Consider the following 16,678-nt stretch of genomic DNA (forward strand, 5'->3'; position numbering starts at 1 on the left):
GTACGTGCTTCTCAGATGTTCGGGCGCTCGCCCGGCCCGCACCGCCCCACTCACCCGAGGAGGCCCGGCCTCGTGAAGTGGGCCGAGCCATCCGGATACGTGACCCGCCCGGCCCGCCGACCGGCCGGGCGCGGTCATGGGCGGGCAGCCGCCTGCCTGGCCGGCCCGGACACGGGTCGGGTTATTGCGTTTTCTGGGGAAGCCCGGTGTCGGCGGTGCCCGTGTCGAGCGCCGCGGATTCCGCGGACACGCGACGTCCGCGGGCCCACATGGCCAACGAGAGGATCAGAGCGAGGGAGGTGGCGAGGGCGGCGGTCAAGGTGACGGCCCGTACGCCGAAGTCGAGGTCGATGGTCGTGCCGCCGAGCCATGCCCCGAGCCCGTTCCCCAGATTGAAGGCGGACACATTGGCCGAGAGCGCGAGGGCCGGCGCCGCGGAGGCCACGGAGAGAATCCGCGCCTGAAGCGCCGGAATGATGGAGAAACCGGCAGCACCGAACAAGAAGAGCGCGATGACCGCGGGAAGCTGGTGGGGGCTGGCGACCCAGAACAGCAGGAGTGCGACGAGCAGCGCCGCTTGGGCGCGCAGGACTCCGCGCATGACGTTGGCGTCCGCGGCCCGGCCGCCCAGGATGTTGCCCAGCACCGATCCGATTCCGAAGACGATCAGCAGAACGCCCACCATGGGAGCGGCGAAGTGCCCCACATCGCGCAGCAGGGGCGCCAGATACGTCGACGTGGTGAAGACCGCCCCCTGGGCAAGCACCGTGATGAGCATGGAGAGTTGGAGACTCCCGTTGCGGAACACCTTCAGCTGTTCGCGCAGCGAGGCATCCTCCGCAGCCGTCTCGCTCCCGGTGGACAGGTTTCTCGGCACGAACTTGTAGACGAGAAGAGTGCACAGCACGGCGAAAGCGGTGATGAAGACAAAGGTGGCCCGCCAGCCCAACTGCTGGCCGATGAAAGTCCCGATGGGAGAGCCGAGCACATTGGCGAAGTTGAAGCCCAGCGCGATCTTGGCCATGGCGGTCGCCTGTTTGTCCGGCGGGGACATGAGAGCGGCCACATGCCACGCCACGGCGGCGAAGGTGCCATGGCTGAAGGAGGTGAAGACACGCGCCCCCATCAGCGTCGCGTAGTTGGGGGCCAGCGCCGCGACCACGTTTCCTACGATGAAGATGCCCATCAGGCCGAGCAGCAGGGCCTTTCGGGACCGCTTCACGGTCAGCATGGTGATGACCGGGCCGCCGATGGTCACGCCCAGCGCGTAGCCGGTGACCAGGAGGCCGACCGTGGGGATGGACACGCCCAGATCGGCCGACATCTCGGGCAGGATCCCGGCGATGACGACCTCGGCGGTGCCCACACAGAAGACCCCGAGCATCAAGGCCAATAGGGGCAGTGGCATGGCGATCCAAGCCTTTCTTAGGGGAGCCGATCGCTAAGATGTATGCGATTGCATGCAAATCATGGCCGAACAAGAGGGTATGGTCAACCGCCGCAAGGAGTTACGCTGGGCTGCGGGGACGGTTGGGCACACGCAAAGCTCGTAGGACTCAGCGAAGGGCCACGTCAATGGAGACTTGGGGACCGGCAAGTGAACGGGACGAGATTGCCCTCTGGCGGCAGCTCTCGCGCTTGACGGAGCAGGTCAACTCGACGGTCGGCAGGCGGTTGACCCGCAGTCACGGGGCCACCATGGGCGAACTGCTCCTCCTGCTCTCCCTGTCGGAGCAGCGGGACGGCACTCTCCGGATCTCCGACATCGTCAAAGCCCTGGGGACCAACCAGCCGTCCGTCAGCCGGATGGTCGCCCGGCTGGAGGAGGCGGACTGGGTGGTGCGCCGCAGCGCCGTCGACGACAGGAGAGGCGTGGACGTGCAGGTCACGGAGGCGGGCAGACTGCTCGCCAAGACCGGGCAGAGGACACTGCGCAAGGTCCTGGCCGAAGCCCTCGACGCGGCCGCACTCGATGACTCCACGGCCTCCCTCGTCGCCCGGCTGAGGTACACGCCGGCGGCATCGGTGGACTGAGCGCCCCCGTCACCCCCGAGCGGCCCCGGTCGCAGGCCCCCCGCCTGCGACCGGGGCCGCTCCTCTGCCCCCAGCAGACGTAAAGAGAAATTTACATGCATCTGAATGCATTGAATGTGACCCCGCTCACGTTGCAGCACATACAGGTGACGCTCTAGCTTTCCACCTAAGACGGGCACGCCGCGGAGGGGTGGTTCACCACCTCGGCGCCATGCCGGGCCCTGCGGTCCACACCCGTCCGTGTCGCCGTGACCGCTCAGGACGACATCTGTGTGGCTTCCCGATCAAGACAATGCTGCGTACTCCCAGTGACTCACGCTCACGGAGGTCTTGCTATGTCCACTCCCGCAATGTCCCGGCCTGCCGGTCTGAACCCGGGTGCCGATCTTCCGAAGCCGCCCGGACTGCACTGGAACGTTCGGGCCAAGCAGCCCATCGCCTACAGCGTCAGCATGGTGCGCGGACTGCTGGACCTCGACAACCCCGCCCTCGCCCACGCCTGCGGAGGCGGTCAGGGGCGTCCGTTACGAAGCCTCCTGGTGATCGACTCCGTTGTCGAGGCCCTGTACCGCGAGAAGTTCGAGGCGTACTTCGAGCACTGGCGGATCGAGGCGATCTGGCAGACCGTCCAGGGGGACGAAGAAGCGAAGTACCTCGAGCAGGCCGTCCGCGTCACCGAGGCCATGACGCGGATGGGGATCCTTCGCCGGGCCGAGAAGGTGATCGCCGTCGGCGGCGGTGTCGCCCTGGACATCGTCGGATTCGCCGCGAGCATGTACCGCCGCGGTGTGCCCTACGTCCGTATCCCCACCACGCTCGTGGGTCAGATCGACGCCGGGATCGGGGTCAAGACGGGCATCAACTACGGGCACCACAAGAACCGTCTGGGCTCCTACTTCGCACCGGAACTCGCCCTGATCGACCCGGAGTTCCTCCGTACCATCCATCCGCGGCACGTGGCCAACGGCATGGCCGAGATCATCAAGATGGCCCTGGTGAAGGACTCGGCCCTCTTCGAGCTCCTGGAGGTGGCGGTCGGCACCGTCACCCCGGAAACCCTGGCGGGTTGCGGCTCGACACTGAGCGATGTCCTGTCGCGGGCGATCTCGGGAATGCTCGACGAGCTCGAACCCAATCTGTGGGAGCAGGTGCTGGAGAGATCTGTCGACTACGGCCACACCTTCAGCCCTTCCCTGGAACTGCGCGCCGACCCGCCGCTCCTTCACGGCGAGGCCGTCGCCGTCGACATGGCGATCTGCCTCGCACTCGCCCATCTGCGAGGACATCTGGCGAAGAGCGACATCGACCGGGCGCTGAGGCTGCTCGTCGGCTTCCAGCTCCCCATCTCGCATCCGATCTTCACCCAGGGACTCCTCGAAGAAGCGCTGGCGGATGCCGTCAAGCACCGCGACGGGTATCAGCGTGTCCCCCTGACCCGCGGCATCGGCTCCGTCGTCTTCGTCAACGACCTCACGCCGGAGGAGCTCGGCCAGGCGCTGGAGTTCGTCGACGCCTGGAAGACAGCCGCGGAGAGCGCACTCGTCGGCGCGACGATATGAACGCGGCCATCACGGTCCTGGATGTCGGCGGAACACACATTCGCCAGGCGTTGTGGTTACGCGAGGGAGAGCTGCGTGCCCGGACCTCGCGCCCCTCCCCCAGTTTCAAGCGCTTCCCCGGCACCTCTGTCGCGGAACTCCAGGCCATGATGGTCCGGGAGCTGTGCGACGCCGTGGCCGAGACACCGGACGCCGTCGTCGGGATCTCCTTCGGAGCGGCGCTCGACCATCGCTCCGGAACCATCTACGCCTCGGCGCCCCTGTGGGGTGGGCACAGCGAGCCGTACAGCCTGCGGGCGGCCCTGGCGGCCCGGCGGCCCGAGGTCCGCTGGCACATCGTCAACGATGTCACGGCCGCGCTCCTGCACGCCGCCGCCGCCCCCGGCCGCAGCACACACCGCAAGGTTCTCCTGGCCACCATCAGTACGGGAATCGCCTGCCGGGTCATAGACCAGCGGCTGGGTCTGATTCCGGTGGACATCTGCGGGCTTCAGGGCGAGATCGGCCACCTGCCGGCCCATTGCGAGCTCGCCGGCCGCTCCGTGGAACTGGACTGCGACTGCGGGCAGACAGGACATCTCGCGGCGTATGCCTCGGGTCCTGGAATAGCGCGGATGGCGGAAGTCCTCGCACAGCGGGAGCCGAGGCGCTGGGCGGCATCCCGGCTCGGTCTCCTGACATCCGACGGCACCGATTTCGAGTCGTCGCTCCGTCGTGCGCTGGACGAACAGGACGGCCTGGCCGTCGAACTGCTCGACGCGGCCACCGCTCCCGTCGCGGCTGTCCTGCGTACCGCGTTGTGTCTCGATCCCGAGATCGACGAAGCGGTCCTGACCGGCGGCGTCGTGCACGGCCTGGGCCACCACTACCGACACGCCCTGATGGGACACCTCACCCGGGAGGGGCTGTATCTCACCAGCGAACGCAGCCCCGAGTGGCTCGATCAGCGCATCACCGTCAGCGGCCCGGGGGAAGCCGACAGCCTGGCAGGGGCAGGGATCGCCGCGTATGCCGGAGTACCGGCATGAGGGCAGCCGAGGACATCCCGAATCACCAGGCGATCGTCCGGGAAGCGGGAAGAGTCGGACTGCGCCTGCGGCACAGCCAACCACCCGCACCCGGTGAGCTGGTGGTGGCCACCCAGGTGGCAGGACTGTGCGGGACGGACATCCAGATGCTGCGCGGGCTGCGTGACGACCCGTCGCCGGTGATCGGCCATGAAGGCATCGCCCATGTGGTCGCCGTCGGTGCGGGCGTCCCCGACTCCCTGCGTCCGGGCACAGCGGTCGTGATCAACCCGACCCACAGATCCGACTCGTCCTTTCTGCTCGGACACAACGTGGACGGACTGTTGCAGGAACGTACCTGCATCCCGGCCACGGCGGTACGGGCCGGGCTTGTCGTGCCGTTGGACAGGCCGCCCGAGGCAGTGCTCGGCACACTGATCGAACCGCTCGCGGCGGTCCGGTACTCCCTCGGTCTGCTCGCCACCGGCAGTCCGCGTACGTTGGTGGTGTACGGCGACGGCACGATAGGCCAACTCGCCGTACGAGCCGCCCGCCGGTGGTTCAAGGGAGAGGTACGCACCCTCCTTGTCCATCACACCCGTGAGGGATTGGAATGGAGCACCCGGCATCCGCCGGAGGGTACGGAGTTGCTGCTCGGCGGAGACCACGCCGAGCTGCCCCCGCTGGACGAAGGCCCGGTGGCCGCACTGCTCGCCACGCCACGTGACGGTACCCGGAACGCACTCGAATCCGCGCTGCGTCTCGGCAAGGGCGAGCTGACCATCGACATGTTCGGCGGTCTTCCGCCGGACGCCGCCACTCCACTGCTGCCCGGGGTCGACCTGACCGCCGTCCGGGCTGCCAACTGTGCGGGACATCCCGTGCCGGCCGCGTTCGCGGAAGTGCGCACCGCGGAAGGCCGGAGCGTACGCCTGACAGGTCACCGCGGTGTGGGCAACGAACATCTCACAGCGGCGGCGGCCGAACTGCGCCGTGATCCGGCGCTGTACCACGACCTGGTGACACATGTCGTGGGCCCCCGGGAAGCCGTCCAGATCATGAACGGCCTGTCGGTCAGCCGCAGGCGGACTGTGGCCGGCACCCGGCTCATCAAACTCGCGGTGCGCTTCGCTCCGGTGCCGCCTTCCCCCAAGGAGAGCCAGTGACCGCAAACGGTCGGAACCGCCGCCGGGCCCTGGTGGTCGGCGGGTCGACGGGCATTGGCCGCGGCGTCGCGGACGCCTGGGCCGACGCGGGACTCGACGTCATGGTGCTCAGCAGATCCGCTCCGACCGGTGCCGGTGCCGACCGGCTCCGTTGGCTGGCCACAGACCTCACCGACCCCGCCCAGGTCACCCGCGGTCTGACGGCCGCCGTCGAGGAGCCCCTGCACGCGGTCTGCTACTCGGCGGTCCACTACGGTGGCGGACGGGCTCTCTTCAAGGACTGCGACGAGACGGAGTGGCGTCGGCAGATCGACGTCAATCTGCACGGGCTCTGGCTGACTCTCGCTCGGACGCAGCCGGTACTGCGCTCCGCCGAGACCCCCGGGGTGTTTCTCGGGATCTCTTCCGAAGTGGTCTACAACGCGGGTCCGGGGCGGTCCGGATACGCCGCCTCCAAGGCGGCCGCTTCCGCTCTGCTCGACTCCGTCGCGCAGGAAGAGACCGCCGAGGCGTCCGATACGGAAGCACTGCGCATCGTGCAGGCCCTGCCGGCCGGCATGGTCGACACCCCTGGGATCCGGCGCCGGCGTCCACAGGGGTTCGACTACAGCACCTATATGGAGCCGGCGAGTTTCGCCCCGCTGGCCCGAGAGCTGGCGGCGACCGCAGGTGCGGGACTGCACGGCGCCCACCTCGTGGTCGATGACACGGGTGTCTGGTATCCGGCGCGCGAGAAGATGCCGCGGTCCCAGAGCCGCAGGATCTCTTCGGGGACGGCGTCGTGACGCGGTCCCCTCTCGTCGGACTCGCCGCCTGGCGGTTGCCGGGGGATCACTTCGGCGCCGTCCGACTGGCGCACCAGGCGGGCGCCGAGGGTCTCCAGCTCGATCTCGGCGGTCCGGGCAGAGGGGCCTGGCTCGACGCGGCGGGAACCGTCGACCGGCTCCGGGACGACTTCGCCGAGTTCGGGCTGAAACCGCTCGCCGTCGCGGGGAACACACTCAACGACATCGGGCTCACGGCGGTGAAGGGCAGCCGGGACGCGCTGCGTGCCCAGCGCGTCCTGATCCGGGTGCTGGACACGGCCTCCGCCCTGGGCACGCCTCTGGCATTCGTACCGAGCTTCCGCCGCAGTGCGATCCACGGCATGCGGGATCTGCTCCGAACCGCGGAAGTTCTCGGCTGGGCGGCCCGGGAGGCCGAAGCACGCGGACTGTTGCTGGCCAGTGAGAACGGTCTGGGACCGGCGTGCGTGCGGACTCTGGCAGCGGAGGTGGCAGCACCCTCCTTCCGGCTGCTGCTCGATACGTACAACCCGCGCGTGTCCGGTCTCGACGTGCTGGCACTGATCGAGGCGTTCGACAAGTGGACGGCTTCGCAGATCCATCTCAAGGACGGCACGAACGGCGTCGTGGGCAAGGAGTTGCTCGGAGACGGGGACGGCCGGGTATGGGAGGCCCTCGCCGCCCTGCGAGCACAGCGCGCACCCGACGCGCTGGTCCTTGAGAACGACTACCGCGACGGCGACATGCGACGCCTCGGCCTCGACATCGAACGCGTACGCGCCCGTACCACTCACACGGAATTGCGGCATCCCCCAGCTCGATGAATCGGTGTTCCCGACACTCACGACTCATCTCTACGAGGCGGGTCAGCTCTTCGCTCTCCCCGTTCCACGCCACCTACAGAAACCAAACCGGGAGTCGCATTGTCCAGCGTTCCGTACACCTACGAAACGTCCACGCTCATGGACGGCGTAGTAGCCCTTGGCGTGCACGCATTCCCTCAGGACGCACTTGGCGACGACACGGTCGTAATAGAGCCCCACTACATCGGGATCTGCCGGGCCGACGTCAAGGAGGTCATCGGGTCACGTGATGTCATGGGAGACCGCGGCCCGCTGTTCGGCCACGAGCTCGTCGGCACCGTTTCTTTCTCGGGGGCCGGGACGGGACTTCAGAAGGGTGACGTGGTCACTCTCAATCCAAATATTACCCCGACCCGCACGACCGGATTCGCCGAGTACGTTTTCGTACACGGCACGAAGGAAGTGCTGGAGCAGACAGTCATCCGGGTGCCGGAGCCGGAAATCCAGAACAGCATCTGGATGCCGGAGCCGTTCGCCTGCATTGTGCACGCACTCCGGAAATTCCTCGAACTCACAAACCTTCCCTCCCTGGCGGGAAAGAAGGTGGGAATTATCGGCGCCGGCTGCGCGGGGCTGATGTTCGCCATGTACGCGAGGCACCTGGGGGCGTCCATCTCGGTGTTCAACCGCGGAGAAATGCGACGCACCTTTGCGAGAGAACGGGAAATTCTCACCGCAGACGAGATACATTCGCTGGAGGACGCGAAGGCTCACCAGAACGAGTTCGACGCGGTGATAGTCGCACCCACTGTTTCCAGTACGGACATCCTGGAAACCGCCGCCGCCATGGCCGCCGACGAGGCGGTCCTGCTCGTATACGGTGGCACACGCAAGGGCGACAGCTTCCCCCTCGGCCAGAGGGATGTCGATGCGATTCGCAGAGAGGAACGAATCGAGTCCGCCGTCCACAACGGGAAACGACTGAGCATATCGGGTGCCTACGGGTGTTCCAAGGAAGACTACGAAGAAGGCTACAGGCTGCACGCCCGGCATCCGCACGAATTCCCACTGGAAAGGCTGGCGTCGCGGCAGATCGGTCTCGATGACTTCCCGGCTCTCATCATGGGCATGGCCACGGGCGCGGAAGACTACCCCGGGAAGGTGTTGATAGGAATCGGCGCCCAGCGATGACATGACCGCGCGCGCTCACGAGAGGGCCGGTCCGGCGGCAGACCGACAGCGAGGGTGGCGGCGCCTCCAGGGCACCTGAGATACGCACCGCCGGCGACGCCACCTTCCTGCCGGTGAACGTCACTGCCACCTCTCCGCGGAAATCGGACGTGCACCTACCGCGATCGTCGATAGCGTGGCCGGCATGGCTGTCGCTCGCTTGCCCCTCATCGTCATCGACTGTCCCGATCCTGGCGCACTCGCCGGGTTCTACGGTGCGATGCTGGACTGGAAGATTGACGTCTCCGCCGACCGGGCTTCGGTTTGTGCTGGAGACGGTCGGTGCATCTCCTTTCATAAAGTGGCCGATTACACCCCGCCGCTGTGGCCCGGCCAGGACCGGCCTCAGCAGATGCACCTCGATATGATCGTTGACGACCTCGATGCCGCCGAGGCGGCGGTGATCGATCTTGGTGCGACCAAACACCCGGAGCAGCCCGGTACGTCCTACCGGGTCTTCCTGGACCCGGCAGGTCACCCTTTCTGTCTTTGCCTGAACTGAGGGAGCCCTCTGATTCGGGCTCGTCCAGGCGTATGCGGTCCCGGTGGGGGCGGGGTGGGTCAGGTGCAGTGCAGCAGGAGCATGAATCCGAAGTCCATGTGGAGCTGCTGATGACAGTGGAACAGGGAGAGTCCCGGCTGGTCGGCGGTGAAGTCGAAGTCGAGGGTCTGGTAGCCGCCGAGCATGATGACGTCCTTGTGCAGGCCGTTGGTGGGGGTGCCGGCGATGTGAGTGATCTCGAAGGTGTGGCGGTGCAGATGCAGGGGGTGAATGTCGTCGGTGGCGTTGCGGAACCGCATCCGGTAGCGCCTGCCCCGCTCCACCTCGATCACAGGCTTGTTGGTGTCCATGGAGAAGGGCACGCCGTTGAGGGTCCAGACGTTGAATCCCTTGTCGGCCGCGTTGCGTTTCTCCACCAGCAGGTCGAGGGTGTGGTCGGGCCGCTGAGCGGTGGCGCCGGTGCGGGCGAAGGTCCGGTAGTCCCAGGTGGTTTTCGGTGGTGCGGTCCATCGCGCGGTACCGGTGCGGTCGGCGTACTCGACCACGGTGCCCATACCGTTCTTGCGGTCGTCGTCGGCCAGGTCACCCAGTACCCACACGCCCGGGTGGTTCATCTCCACCAGGGCCGAGACGCGTTCGGCGGTGCCGATCCACAGCACCGGCACGCCGGCCGGGCGGGGTACGGGGTTGCCGTCGAGGGCGACCACGGTGAAGGTGTGGCCGGGCAGGGCGAGGCTGCGGATCTCGGTGGCGCTGGCGTTCAGGACGTGGAACAGCACACGCTGCCCGGACTTGACCTTGATCGGCTCGCCGTGGCCCAGTTTGCGGCCGTTGACACTGAAGGCCCGGTAGCCGACCTCGTAGCCGTGCGGCATGCCCCGGGCCAGCGAGTCGGCCATCGCCTTCTCACCCTTGCGTTTCAGCTCCGGCACCTCGGAGCCCGCGAGAAAGTCCTGGGCCATGTCCCCGCCGTGGCTGAGGGACGGCTCGAACTCCTTCAGTGTCAGGAAGACCTCTTGGTCGTAGGCCCCTGGATTGAGTTTCGGCTCGATGTAGACGGGACCCGCCTGGCCGGTGTAGGTACTCCGGGTGAGGTCACCGAGCGCTGCCACATGGGTGTGGTAGAAGCGGAAACCGGCCGGTCCGGGTGTGAAGGACAGACGCCGCGTCCCGCGCGCGGGAATGAACGGGGTGCCCTCCTCCGAAGCCCCGTCCACCTCCGCGGGAACCACCTGGCCGTGCCAGTGCAACAGCTCGGGGATGCCGGTGTCGTTGTGGACGTCGACCACGACCGGACGGCCTTCGGTGAACCGCAGCAGCGGACCGGGAAACTGCCCGTTGTAGGTCGTGGTGGAGACGACCGTGCCCGGCGCGAGCTCGACCCGTCCGGTCGCGATCCGCACCGTGTAATCCGCCTTACGCATCGCCTCAGGCCGCGCAGCCAGCTCCGTAGAACCGCAGGACGAGAGCACGCCGGTGCCACCCCCGACCACCAGGGCCGAGCCCCCCAGCTTCAGGACATCACGACGGGTGACCGGCACAGCTCGCTCCCTTCCCGACCCACAGCGCGCCCACCCGATGCCAAGGACCGACACGCTTCGCAAGTAAGAATTCACTGCATAATTCCCATGAGGGACGCCACGATCTCGGTATCACGGATCGAGACCACCCGAACGCCAGCACACCTACAGCAATATGGCCTTCGGGAAGGATCGGAACGGAATTCGGCGGTCCCCCGGTGATCTTGATTCCGGTTCGGTGACCCGGTCTATCTGACCTGTTCAGCGGGTCCACGTTCCGCCTCATGCGAGTTGATTTCCTGCCCGATGACCGGGTCAGCTCCGCTGCCGGCTTCCGGGTCGACTTCGTCGTCCACCGCAGCGGCGGCATCGGATCGCCCCGCTCGTCGGGCTCGACCAGCACCAGCGGCGCGGGCAGCAGCCCCGGGTCCAGCTCACTCGCCTTCTTCCGACCTCCGCCAGGACGACGGATCCGCTCCAACGGCGCCTGGCCGGACTCCAATTCAGCCTCCCCGCGCGAGACCGTGGCTTCCCGAACCCCGGCCGCAGCGGCAACGATTCTGATCCCGCCATGCCCCCAACGACCGCGCTTCCGCCCCTATGGCCAACCGGCGCTGACGCTCATCCAGGTGCGGCGACAACGCCCGGAACTTCGCGGCCAGGACGGCCTCGACCCCATACGGTCTCCCCGTACCGGAACAACGATCCCCGCAGCCGGAAGCCACGACGTGTTTCCCGGCGAGTCCTAAGCGGAGATCTTCCACACCAATCCCCGCTCGGTCCTCGTCCGGCTCCGCAAAAGCGGCGCGCCCATCCGCCCACCAGGCGGCAACCGGCGTCACACAGCCGACCCGGACACCGCACCGGTCCGGGCCCCGCCGTCACCCAGCCCGTGGGAAACACGCGACCGGGAAATCCTCCAGCGCTCCCAGCAACGCCGGACCACCTCGCAGATCGCACACGAGCTGGGCATCACCAGCACCGAGGTCGATGCCGCCATCCGCTACCACCGCAGCCCGGACAAAACTGCAGCGGAAATCATCCGCCGGAGAGACGAAAAGGAATCCACCACGCGCATCGCCGCCCGTATGGGCATACGCGTGACAAAAATCATCGACGTGCTCTCGCCGAACATGCCGTAGCCGGCGTTGTTGATGACGGACGTCGATGCGGCCCAGGGCAGCTGCTGCACGGTCGACGGTCCTGCCGACCGTGCCGGTGTGGTGACGTCGAGCTTGGCGGGCCAGAAGCCGTCGCCGTAGGCGGTGGCGATCTCGTTGAGGGCGTCGGTGTCGCGTCAGGTTCCTGCGACGCGGTCTCCTCGTTCGAGGAGCTGGTTGGCTACTTCTCGGCCCAGGCCGCTGGTGACGCCGGTGATGAACCAGGTGCGGGTGCTCACGAGGTCGCCTTCTTCGGTGTGGCGGTGAGTGCGCCGGTGAGTGCGGTTACTGCGGTGACGACCGCTTGGCGGTGCGCAGCGGCGCGCTGTTCTTCGGGGTCGCCGAGGGGGTTGCGGATGCGTTCGGCGGTGTTGTTCCACGCCATCGCGGCGCTGAGGGCGATCATCATGAGGTCGGTGGCCAGGTTGAGGTGGACGCCGTAGCTGGCGGCGATCTCTGTGGCCTTGGCGACGTGGGATTCGATCTCGGCTTCCGAAGTCTCCGGGAACTCCAGGGCTCGCCACTGACTGAGGCGCTGCAGGCCAGGGTCGGCGACGAGTGCGTCGAACAAGGCGCCGGCGTAGCCAGGCAGGTCGTCGGCGGTGACGGGCGCGACGTCGGCGAGGACGCGCAGGCGGTCGGCCATGACCACGTCGAACAGGACTTCCTTGGAGCCGAAGTAGAGGTAGATCGCCTGTTTGTTCGCCGAGGCGGCCTTCGCGATGCGGTCGACGCGGGCACCAGCGAGGCCCACCCGGACGAACTCGTCATAGGCCGCGTCCAAGAGCCGGGCCTTGGTAGCAGCGGAGTCGTAAGTCATGGCTCCACAATAAACCAACCGTTTGACTTACCCGAAAGGTCGTCGTAGCTTGAGGTCGGGAAACTAAACCAAACGGTTGGATTAAGGAGTGACCATGGCTTCGAAGACCTGGTTCGTCACGGGTGCGTCGGCCGGAATCGGCCACGCCGTCACCGAGCAGCTGCTGGAGCGGGGCGACCGGGTGGCGGCGACCGCCCGCCGCCCCGAGGTCCTGTCCGATCTGGCGGACCGCTTCGGCAACCGGCTGTGGACCGCCTCTTTGGACGTCACCGACACCAAGGCGCTGAATGAGACCGTCGAGCGCGCGTTCGCCGACCTCGGCCAGATCGACGTCGTCTACTCCAACGCGGGACGCGGATCCGTCGGGGCCGCGGAGGAGATGACCGTCGCCTCGATCGACGAGCAGATCGCGCTGAACATGACGGCGCCCATCCACCTGCTGCGCGCCGCGCTCCCGCACTTCCGCGCCCAGGGCGGTGGCCGCTTCATCCAGATGTCGACCATGGGCGCCCACATCACCACGCCCGGCGCCAGCATGTACCACGCCTCGAAGTGGGGTGTGGAAGGCTTCTTCGAGTCCGTGATCGCCGAGGTGGAGCCCTTCGACGTCGGGATCACCATGGTGGAGCCCGGCATCATCCGCACCACTTTCGGCGCCAACATCGACGTCGCCCCGGCCATGCCCGAATACGCCGACGGACCGGCCGGGCAGATCCGCGCCTACATAGCCGGCGTCGACAACGTCACCGCCGAGGCGTCCGGCGACCCGCAGAAGGTCGCCGCCGCGATCATCGCCTCGGCCCACTCCACCCCCGCGCCCCGCCGCCTGGCTCTGGGCAGCGACGCCTACAACGCCATGCGTACCGCCCTGACCGGCCGCCTCGCCGAACTGGACGCGGGCAAGCAGACCGCCGCGTCCATCGACTTCTGAGCCCACGCCGCCGGGCGGCGCGCCGGCACTCCGACGCTGCCCGGCGAAGCCATCACCAGACGATCACGCCTGCCCCTCACCACGAAGGAAGCTCCCCATGTCCAAGGTTCTGGCCATCTTCGGCGCCGGATCCGGTCTCGGCACCGCGCTCGCCCGCCGCTTCGGCAAGGAGGGCTTCAGCATCGCGCTCGTAGCTGGAAGTCGCCCGGCCCGGAGGTCATCCATCGCGCCGCCGACCTGATCTCGCAGGAGACCGTCGCTGCGGCAAGGCCGGGGCGCAGCCGTCACGCCCGGTAGAACTCAGCCGTCGTGGTGCCCGTACATCGCCAGGATCTGCTCGTCGGACTCCCCACGGTGGTACACGTGGAAATGCAGGTGCTGCGACTCCTGATAGAGCCCGACGTTCGTGGTGACGGAAGCCGCGCCGTGCTCTTCCTTGATCTGCGCCGCGACCTTCCCTACAACCGCCATGACTTTCGAGAGCAGTTCCCCGCCTCCACCACCAAGGTCGATCAGCGACGGAATGTGCTCCTTGGGCACCACCACGACGTGCACCGGATGGGCAGGGTTGGTGTGCTCGAACGCCAGCACGTCCTCGGTCTCCACCACCACCTTGACCGGCGTGAGCCGAGGGATGGCCTGGTGGCAGTAGAAGTCCGAAGTCGACGGGGCCACAGCAGCAGGGGTCACAGTAAGTAAATTTCCGTGTCGGACGGTAACGTCACCGCAACCCTACCGTCCAGCCTCTACTTGCCCCTGTCTCACACCAGCCCCTTGAGATCACGACGTGGAACGCTCGGCCGAGAAGCCCCTGGTCGTGAGCTGACGACGCGTCACGAAAGTCAGCATTGGGTCAGCATGAGGTCTGGCGCATACGAGAAGAGGCGACCACACCTGAGACTCGGACCGGCACTCTCAAGCAGACCTGGACCACCCCGGCCGGGTGCGCCGAATCGCCCGGCCGGGGAATTGACGATCGATGAATGCCATCCGATCCACGAACACGCACGCGCAGATCAGCGTGTGCGGCCCCGTGGTTTCAGGGGGACCGGGGGGAGTTCGGGGGCCGGGAGCGGGGCGCCGTCGTAGCCCTGTACCTCGCCGAAGCGGGATCCGGACATCCAGGCCTCGCGGGCCTCTTCGATCTCCTGTTGGCTCCTGCCGATGAAGTTCCACCACATCACCAGCTCCTCCTCGAACGGCTCGCCGCCGAGAAGCATCAGACCGGCGTCGGACTCCGCGCGCAGGGGCAGTTCGGAGCGGCCGCAGCCGAGGTAGAGCATGGATCCCGGCAGTACGGGGACGCCGTCGACCTCGGCCTCGCCGGACATGGAAAGGACCGCGTACTCGAAGTCCGGTTCCAGCGGGAGGCGTGTTTCGGTGCCGCGGGCGAGTGCCAGGTCGGCGCCGATGATCGGGCTGTACGCGGTGCCGGGTGAGACCGCGCCGTCGAGCGCGCCGAGGATGACGGTGGCGGTCAGGCCCGGGGCCGTGACGACGGGCAGCTCCGCGTGGTGCTGGAAGTGCGGCTGGACGTGGCGGTGGGCGTCGGGGAGCGCCACCCAGAGCTGGGCGCCGTGCAGAAAGCGGGCGTGCCGGCGCGGGCTCTCCTCGGAGTGGGAGATCGCCCGGCCCGAGGTCATCAGGCCCAGCTCGCGCGGGCGTACGGTCTGGAGGCTGCCGAGGCTGTCGCGGTGCAGGACCTCACCGTCGTGCAGCCAGCTCACGGTCTGGAGGCCCATATGGGGATGGGGCGGCACCTGCATGCCGGCCTCGTCGGCGATGTCGTCGGGACCGTAGTGATCGACAAAGGCCCACGCGCCGACCATCCGCCGCCCCAGGTTGGGCAGCAGTCTGCGGACCTCGGTGGATTCACCGAGCTGGACCCGGCGCGGGCTCAGCAGCTCGCGCACCGGCTCGGCCACGACGAAGCCGCGACCGCCGCAGACGGTGAGGGCGGCCTGACGATCAAGATTGCTCATGGCGCCCAACCTAATCCTGTGGCGTCCGGAGGGGCAGTATCCACACCAAATCGATAGTGGAATGTTCAACCATGTTCCGCTGTTGTCAGCGTACGAGACCATCGGAGACCGGAGGAGGAGACGTGGAGAGCACGTACTACGAGTACGGAACGGCCGCCGAGCGCTGGGATCGCGCGCAGATGTTCTTCGAGGCCAAGGAGTACATGACGGCGGCCCGTATCCTCGACGGGCTGGTGGCCGAGGTGCCGGAGCAGGTCGCCCCGCGGCTGCTGCTCGCCCGTACGTACTACCACTCGGCGCGGCTGGCCAAGGCCGAGACCGAGCTGCGCACCGTCCTGGAGCGCGACCCGGTGGAGCCGTACGCGCGGCTGATGCTGGGCCGCACGCTGGAGCGTCAGGGCCGCCGTACGGAGGCCGCGACCCACCTCCGGATGGCCGCCGCGCTCACCGGTGAGTTCCCGGCACCGGCCGCCGACGCGACGCACGACGCCACCCACGACACGGCGTGACGCGACGTACATGGCGCACATGACGTACGTGCCGTGAGCGCCACCGAGCGCCACCGGCGTCAGGAGCATGAGCGCTCCTGACGCCGGACGCCGGCGAGCCTGCCGGTGGCTCGTTCTCTCCCTTTCCGCATCTTGTTGAACGTGTAAGTATTTCGCCCGGCTGCCGATCCCGGCAGTGACACGTTCCCCGGGGCCGGTCCGCAGCGCCCCGCCGCCCCCAGCACCCCACCGTGAAGGGACCCTCATGACCGCACGTACCAGGAAGCTCGCCGCCACCGCAGCAACCGCCGCCGCACTGGTCGCCGTCATGGGCGGGGCACAGCCCGCCGCCGCGGCCGGTTACCCCGAGGCCGCCTTCTACACCGGTGCCGGTCAGTCCGGCACCGAGATCCTTGTCGACCTGGCCGACACCGGAACCTGCCAGAACCTGTCCCAGCCGGTCCTGTCCGGCGCGAATCTGTCCGCCCAGGACATCGATGTCTACTTCAACGCGGACTGCCGGACCGGCGCGCCCGGCACCACCAGCGACCTCTTCTACCGGCTGGGCAGCCTCCACCTCGGCAACTTCGGCTTCCCCGCCGTGAGTTACCGCGTCCGCCCCTGAACTCGCCCCGCCCGCGGGAACCTCAGCGCACCGGCAAAGGCAAAGACATCGGCACCGGCACCGGCA

17 protein-coding genes and 2 pseudogenes are annotated in these 16,678 nt (G+C 67.7%); 12 read left to right on the forward strand and 7 right to left on the reverse strand.

From position 1 onward, the window contains the following. Nucleotides 1-181: 181 nt before the first annotated feature. Nucleotides 182-1,408 carry an MFS transporter gene (locus OG214_RS03245; protein ID WP_405983699.1) on the reverse strand — a complete coding sequence of 409 codons (1,227 nt, stop codon included), beginning with the start codon at nucleotides 1,406-1,408 and terminating at the stop codon, nucleotides 182-184. Nucleotides 1,409-1,698: 290 nt separating this feature from the next. Between OG214_RS03245 and OG214_RS03250 the strand changes: the two genes are divergently transcribed. The 8 genes from OG214_RS03250 (at nucleotide 1,699) to OG214_RS03285 (ending at nucleotide 9,086) form a co-directional block, all read left to right on the forward strand. Further along, entirely contained in the window at nucleotides 1,699-2,034 is a 336-nt protein-coding gene (locus tag OG214_RS03250; protein WP_405983700.1) for a MarR family transcriptional regulator, read from the forward strand. 335 nt (nucleotides 2,035-2,369) lie between these two features. Then, nucleotides 2,370-3,593 carry a sedoheptulose 7-phosphate cyclase gene (locus OG214_RS03255; protein WP_405983701.1) on the forward strand — a complete coding sequence of 408 codons (1,224 nt, stop codon included), beginning with the start codon at nucleotides 2,370-2,372 and terminating at the stop codon, nucleotides 3,591-3,593. After that, complete coding sequence (locus OG214_RS03260; RefSeq protein WP_405983702.1) at nucleotides 3,590-4,621, forward strand: ROK family protein; 1,032 nt, start codon at nucleotides 3,590-3,592, stop codon at nucleotides 4,619-4,621. Before OG214_RS03255 ends, OG214_RS03260 begins: the two co-directional genes overlap by 4 nt. After that, nucleotides 4,618-5,766, forward strand: coding sequence for an alcohol dehydrogenase catalytic domain-containing protein (locus tag OG214_RS03265; protein ID WP_405983703.1), 1,149 nt, complete (start codon nucleotides 4,618-4,620; stop codon nucleotides 5,764-5,766). The genes OG214_RS03260 and OG214_RS03265 overlap by 4 nt, the downstream gene beginning before the upstream one ends. Next, complete coding sequence (locus tag OG214_RS03270) at nucleotides 5,763-6,551, forward strand: SDR family NAD(P)-dependent oxidoreductase (protein WP_405983704.1); 789 nt, start codon at nucleotides 5,763-5,765, stop codon at nucleotides 6,549-6,551. Before OG214_RS03265 ends, OG214_RS03270 begins: the two co-directional genes overlap by 4 nt. Beyond that, nucleotides 6,548-7,375, forward strand: a complete 828-nt coding sequence (locus tag OG214_RS03275; protein ID WP_405983705.1) for a sugar phosphate isomerase/epimerase family protein — start codon at nucleotides 6,548-6,550, stop codon at nucleotides 7,373-7,375. Before OG214_RS03270 ends, OG214_RS03275 begins: the two co-directional genes overlap by 4 nt. A 99-nt stretch (nucleotides 7,376-7,474) precedes the next feature. Then, entirely contained in the window at nucleotides 7,475-8,545 is a 1,071-nt protein-coding gene (locus tag OG214_RS03280; RefSeq protein ID WP_405983706.1) for an alcohol dehydrogenase catalytic domain-containing protein, read from the forward strand. 184 nt (nucleotides 8,546-8,729) lie between these two features. Then, entirely contained in the window at nucleotides 8,730-9,086 is a 357-nt protein-coding gene (locus tag OG214_RS03285; RefSeq protein ID WP_405983707.1) for a VOC family protein, read from the forward strand. A gap of 59 nt (nucleotides 9,087-9,145) precedes the next feature. Here the strand turns inward: OG214_RS03285 and OG214_RS03290 are convergent, their stop codons facing one another. The 4 genes and pseudogenes from OG214_RS03290 to OG214_RS03305 form a co-directional block, all read right to left on the reverse strand. Continuing rightward, nucleotides 9,146-10,627, reverse strand: a complete 1,482-nt coding sequence (locus OG214_RS03290; RefSeq protein WP_405983708.1) for a multicopper oxidase family protein — start codon at nucleotides 10,625-10,627, stop codon at nucleotides 9,146-9,148. Nucleotides 10,628-10,916: 289 nt separating this feature from the next. Beyond that, nucleotides 10,917-11,268 (reverse strand): annotated as a pseudogene (locus tag OG214_RS03295) (ISAzo13 family transposase); the annotation flags it as partial. Nucleotides 11,269-11,609: 341 nt separating this feature from the next. After that, nucleotides 11,610-11,798 (reverse strand): hypothetical protein, encoded by a 189-nt coding sequence (locus tag OG214_RS03300; protein ID WP_405983709.1) that lies wholly within the window; start codon nucleotides 11,796-11,798, stop codon nucleotides 11,610-11,612. A gap of 203 nt (nucleotides 11,799-12,001) precedes the next feature. Beyond that, nucleotides 12,002-12,586: a TetR family transcriptional regulator gene (locus OG214_RS03305; RefSeq protein WP_405983710.1), complete on the reverse strand. Its 585-nt coding sequence runs from the start codon at nucleotides 12,584-12,586 to the stop codon at nucleotides 12,002-12,004. Between the two features lie 94 nt (nucleotides 12,587-12,680). On the opposite strand from OG214_RS03305, the gene OG214_RS03310 reads away from it, so the two are divergent. Then, on the forward strand, nucleotides 12,681-13,517 hold the full coding sequence (locus OG214_RS03310) for an SDR family oxidoreductase (protein WP_405983711.1): 837 nt from the start codon (nucleotides 12,681-12,683) through the stop codon (nucleotides 13,515-13,517). Between the two features lie 97 nt (nucleotides 13,518-13,614). Next, nucleotides 13,615-13,713, forward strand: a pseudogene (locus OG214_RS03315) (short-chain dehydrogenase); the annotation flags it as partial. A gap of 104 nt (nucleotides 13,714-13,817) precedes the next feature. Here the strand turns inward: OG214_RS03315 and OG214_RS03320 are convergent. Both OG214_RS03320 and OG214_RS03325 read right to left on the reverse strand, forming a co-directional pair. After that, nucleotides 13,818-14,192 (reverse strand): HIT domain-containing protein, encoded by a 375-nt coding sequence (locus tag OG214_RS03320; RefSeq protein ID WP_405983712.1) that lies wholly within the window; start codon nucleotides 14,190-14,192, stop codon nucleotides 13,818-13,820. Between the two features lie 341 nt (nucleotides 14,193-14,533). Continuing rightward, nucleotides 14,534-15,499 (reverse strand): pirin family protein, encoded by a 966-nt coding sequence (locus OG214_RS03325; protein WP_363083293.1) that lies wholly within the window; start codon nucleotides 15,497-15,499, stop codon nucleotides 14,534-14,536. Between the two features lie 122 nt (nucleotides 15,500-15,621). Here OG214_RS03325 and OG214_RS03330 point away from each other — a divergent pair, with 122 nt between their 5' ends. Beyond that, on the forward strand, nucleotides 15,622-16,008 hold the full coding sequence (locus tag OG214_RS03330; RefSeq protein ID WP_363083294.1) for a tetratricopeptide repeat protein: 387 nt from the start codon (nucleotides 15,622-15,624) through the stop codon (nucleotides 16,006-16,008). 244 nt (nucleotides 16,009-16,252) lie between these two features. Next, nucleotides 16,253-16,612 (forward strand): hypothetical protein, encoded by a 360-nt coding sequence (locus OG214_RS03335; RefSeq protein ID WP_363083295.1) that lies wholly within the window; start codon nucleotides 16,253-16,255, stop codon nucleotides 16,610-16,612. Nucleotides 16,613-16,678: the final 66 nt, after the last annotated feature.

It is taken from the genome of Streptomyces sp. NBC_00872, assembly GCF_045161915.1.
In the GTDB taxonomy this organism is placed as follows: domain Bacteria; phylum Actinomycetota; class Actinomycetes; order Streptomycetales; family Streptomycetaceae; genus Streptomyces.